Below are 4,520 nucleotides of genomic sequence, written 5' to 3'. Positions count from 1 at the left end.
TCACAGCGCAGCCGGAGGACGGCGAAGAGCGGAACCCACAGGCGGCTGTCCGGGGCGCGTGCCACGGGGCACGTCCTTACGATGGGAGAGTCCCGTTCGCATCCCGGAAGGGGGCCGTCATGGCACCCCAGCCTCTCGCGGAAGCGGCCCTGAAAGGACTGCGCGAAACCCTCGCCGGCGATGTCATCGCCCCGGGCGACGCGGGATACGACGAGGCCCGCAAGCTCTTCAACGCGATGATCGACCGGCGGCCCGCGGTGATCGCCCAGTGCGAGTCGGCGGCGGACGTGGCCGCGGCGGTGCGCTTCGGCCGGGAGAACGAGCTGGAGCTGGCCGTCCGCGGCGGCGGCCACAGCGTCGCCGGTCTCGCGACCACCGATGGCGGTCTCGTCGTCGATCTGCGCAGGATGCACGCGGTCACGGTCGACCCGGACGCCCGTACGGCGCGTATCGGCGGCGGAGCCACCATGAGCCATCTGGACCGGGCCACCCAGCCGTTCGCCTTGGCGGTCACCGGCGGCCGGGCCTCCACCACCGGGGTGGGCGGCTTCACGCTGGGCGGCGGCTCGGGGTGGCTGGAGCGGAAGTTCGGCCTGGCCTGCGACAACCTCGTCGCCGTCGATCTGGTGACGGCCGACGGGACCGAACTGCACGTCGACGAGGACGAGAACCCCGAGCTGTTCTGGGCGCTCCACGGCGGCGGCGGCAACTTCGGTGTGGCCACGTCGATGACGCTGAGGCTGCACCCGCTGCCGGAGATGTCCGTCGCCTTCCTCTTCTTCCCGGCGGCGAAGGGGGCCAAGGTGCTTCCCGTCTACCGGGACGTGCTGGAGTCCGCGCCGGACGAGGTCGGCGGGGGATTCATCTATCTCACCGGCCCGCCCGAGGACTTCATGCCCGAGCACCTGGTGAACAAGCCGGTGTGCCTGGTGCTGATCACCTACGCGGGCCCGGAGTCCGAACTGCGCCGGGGAGCCGGGCCGCTGCTCCGCCTCGGACACGAGGCGGAGGTCATCACAGAGCTCCCGTACGCGGAACTCCAGTGCATGATCGACGATCCGCCGGGCCTGCGGAACTACTGGTCGGCGGAGTATCTCCAGGCCTTGCCGCAGGAGGCCGTGGACATCTTCTGCGCCCGTGCGGAGAGCATGATCGTGCCGTCGAATTCGCAGCACATCCTCTTCCCGATGGGCGGCGCGCTGGCTCGCGGCGACTCCGCCTATCCGGTGCCCTGGCGGAGCGCCGAGTGGGTCTCCCACCCCTTCGGGATCTGGGACAGCCCCGCCGACGACACGCGGGGCAGGCAGTGGGTCCGTGACGCGCGGAGGGATGTCGCGCCCTGGTCCATCGGACAGGTGTACCTCAACTTCATCGGCGACGAGGGCGAGGAGCGGGTGGTGGCCGGCTACGGCGCCGACAACTACCGGCGGCTCTCCGCGGTCAAGGCACAGTACGACCCGGAGAACGTGTTCAGGCTGAACCACAACATCAAGCCGAGATGACAGTTGTCCTTCGAACTTTCACGCAGGTAGCGTCCCGGCAATGGAAACACAGGGCGGAATCACCGTGCAGCGGGCGCTTGAGCTGCCCGGGCTCCGCGGCGGGCTCCCGGAGGTCGTGGCAGGCGCCGACCGGCTGAACCGCACGGTCCGCTGGGTGCACGCCGGCGAGGTGCCGAACATCGCATCGCTGCTCAAGGGTGGTGAGCTGCTGCTCACCACCGGTCTCGGCCTGGGCACCCGGCCCGCCGAACAGCGCGCCTTCGTACGGCGGCTCGCCGAGCGCGGGATCGCGGCGCTGGTGGTGGAGCTGGGCCCCCGCTTCACCCGGCTGCCCGCGACCATCGTCGAGGCGGCGAAGTCCGCGGGGCTGCCCCTGATCCAGCTGCACCGCGAGGTGCCGTTCGTCTCGGTGACGGAGGAGGTCCACACCGAGATCGTCAATGGGCACTACGCACTGCTGCAGCAGGCCGAAGAGGTGCACCGGCGGTGTACGGAGGCGCTGCTCGGGGGCGGCGGAATCCCCCAAGTGCTCAGGATCCTCGCGGACTTCACGGCCAATCCGGTCTTCCTGGAGACCCCGGACGGACAGCTTCTGTACGCGGCCGACAGCGAGTCCGGGCCTGCCGCCGCCGATCCGCTGCAGGTCTGGGACGGGCTGCGCGGCCAGCGCGCGGCGCGGGAGGCCGGCCCGCCGGCGGGGACGGTGCTGGTGGACGTGCCGGGCGGGGGCCACGGCGCCGGTGCGGTACGGGCCCGTCTCGTCCTGCTCGCCGTTTCGTCCCCCTTGTTTCCGGTGCACCGGATGGCCGCGGAACGGGCGGCGGGGGTGCTCGCGGTGGTCCTCATGCAAGCCCGACAGGAGGAGGAGCTGGCGGCGCGCGGCCGGGGCGACTTCCTCACGGACCTCGCCGAGGGGCGGATCTCGGCGGAGGACGCGCCGGACCAGGCGAAGGTCCTGGGCTTCAAACCGGGCGACGGTCCGCTGCTGCCCATGGTGATGCGGCTGGCCCCGGAGCTGTCCCCGTCGGGCAACTGGTCGCTGCTGGCCCGCGCGGTGCTCGAAGAGCTGTCGTCCGTCGGCGTACCCGTCCTGCTGGGTGTACGACCCGTGGAGGGCCGTATCCCGCTGCTGCTCGGGCTGCGTTCGGAGTCGGAACGTACGGCGGTGGCGGACCGGGTCGCCGCGGCGCTGCACGCGGGGCTGCAGCGCGCGGGCCTCGAACGCGCCGGGGCGCACCCTCCGGTGGTCGTCGTCGGCGTGGCGGGCGGCTGGGCGGCGGCGTCGGCCGGCCTGCGGCACGCGGCCGAGACCGCGACGGCGGCGCAGGGCCTCTCCGACCGCCCCTGGTACGACGCACGCCGCCTCGACATCGACCTCCTTCTGTGGCGGCTGCGGGACCACCCCGACCTGGCGGCCTTCGTGGACCGCGCGATCGGCCCCCTCCGGGACCACGACCGCACGTCCCGCCCGCCCCTGCTGCCCACCTTGGAGACGTATCTGGCCCATGCGGGCCGCAAGGCGGAAACGGCACGCGAACTCCACCTCAACCGCCAGACGCTGTACAACCGCCTGGCCCGTATCTCGGAGCTGTTGGGCACGGACCTGGACGACCCCCAGACGGTCCTGGCACTGTCCCTGGCCCTCAGGGCGCGCCGCCACGCTCCTTGACGCGGGCGCGCCTTGATCGGACGTGATTGGACGCGGGCGCGCCTTGATCGGGGCGCCTTGACGTGGGCGCGGACCCTGGGATCAGCGCCCAGCGTGCCGCCGTCAGGCCCGGCCGGGGCGGGGAGGCTGGGTGAGTTCGTCGTAGACGCTCAGGACCTGGGCGATGGTTTCGTCCTCCGTCGGCCAGGTCGCGGCCTGCGCGCGGCCCGCGGCCGCGAGCCGGTGGCGGCGGTCCGGGTCCGCCAGCAGGCTGGTGACGGCGCTGGAGAGGGCCACGGGGTCGCCGTAGGGAACGAGCTCCGCGGCGTCGCCGACGAGTTCGGGGATGCCGCCGACCCGGGTCGCGATCAGCGGCACGCCCAGCCGAAGCGCCTCCTGGGCGAGGAGCGAACGGGCCTCCCACCGGCTGGGAAGCAGGCTCAGATCCGCCGCGGCGAGGAGTTCGGTGATGTCGTCCCGACGGCCGATGAGCCGCACCGGCAGCCCCTCCGCCTCGATGCGCCGCTGCAGCGACACCCGCTCGCGGCCCTCTCCCGCGATCGCGACCAGCGGTACGGGGTCGAGTCCGAGCCAGTCTCGGGACGCATCCAGCAGGGTTCCGTACCCGCGGCCGGGTTCGAGCCGGCCCACCGCCATGAGCAGCGGCCGGTCGACGGCGCCCAGTTCGGCCCGCGCCTTGTTCTCGTGGGCGCCCGCGGGGCGGCGCGGCGCCGGCACCGAAACCGGTGAGAGCCTGGCGTCCCGCGCGCCCCTGCTGCGGGCCCGGTCGACCAGGTCGGACGAGGTACCGAGCACAACCGCCGCCGCCCGCACCGCCCTTCGCTCCAGCAGCCGCAGCAGCTGGCCGCGCGCCCCGTCGGCGTGCGTCCGGGTGTGCCAGGTGACGACGAGCGGCACGCGCTGCCCGCTGAGAGCCAGCGCGGCGCGTACGGCGGCGTTGAGCCCGTGCGCGTGGACGACATCCGCTCCGGCGCACGCCGCGCGCAGCGCCCCGACCGCCGCCGGGTCGCTGCGTCGTGGGACGGGCACGAAGTGCGCCCCGGCGCCGAGGAAGTCGTAGTCGTGCTCCGCGGGAGCAGGGGCGCACACGGTCACCCGCACTCCCCGCGCCACCAGCCCCGCGGCCAGTGACCTGACGTGAGCGCTGCTGCCCGCGCTGCCGCCGCCCAGCACCTGGACCGTACGCAGCTGTGTCACGCGCCAAGAATGCCAGTCCGTACGAACGTTCCGGCACCGCCGAAGCGACGTTCCCGTGTCCGGCGCCTCAACTCCCCCGCCGGGATCACTCACATGGGTGAGCGTACGAGTTCGGTGATCCGGTCGCCGTACGCCGCCGCCGCGACCAGCCC

3 protein-coding genes are annotated in these 4,520 nt (G+C 73.1%); 2 read left to right on the top strand and 1 reads right to left on the bottom strand.

The genetic code is table 11. The annotated features are described in order from the left end of the window. Positions 1 to 119: 119 nt before the first annotated feature. Complete coding sequence (locus ACWGI8_RS40225; RefSeq protein ID WP_453668401.1) at positions 120 to 1,502, top strand: FAD-binding oxidoreductase; 1,383 nt, start codon at positions 120 to 122, stop codon at positions 1,500 to 1,502. 40 nt (positions 1,503 to 1,542) lie between these two features. Beyond that, the gene (locus ACWGI8_RS40220) at positions 1,543 to 3,171 is read left to right on the top strand and encodes a PucR family transcriptional regulator (protein WP_453668400.1); all 1,629 of its coding nucleotides are present in this window, start codon (positions 1,543 to 1,545) and stop codon (positions 3,169 to 3,171) included. A gap of 102 nt (positions 3,172 to 3,273) precedes the next feature. On the opposite strand, the gene ACWGI8_RS40215 is transcribed toward ACWGI8_RS40220, so the two are convergent. Then, entirely contained in the window at positions 3,274 to 4,368 is a 1,095-nt protein-coding gene (locus ACWGI8_RS40215) for a glycosyltransferase family 4 protein (RefSeq protein ID WP_453668399.1), read from the bottom strand. Positions 4,369 to 4,520 lie beyond the last annotated feature (152 nt).

Source organism: Streptomyces sp. NPDC054841, from assembly GCF_053611045.1.
Note: the sequence above shows the minus strand (reverse complement) of the source record. Positions and strands in the feature narration are given on the sequence as shown.

Coding starts and splice junctions, on each gene's coding strand:
- ACWGI8_RS40225 (WP_453668401.1), top strand. CDS start 120: ATGGCACCCCAGCCTCTCGCGGAAGCGGCCCTGAAAGGACTGCGCGAA.
- ACWGI8_RS40220 (WP_453668400.1), top strand. CDS start 1,543: ATGGAAACACAGGGCGGAATCACCGTGCAGCGGGCGCTTGAGCTGCCC.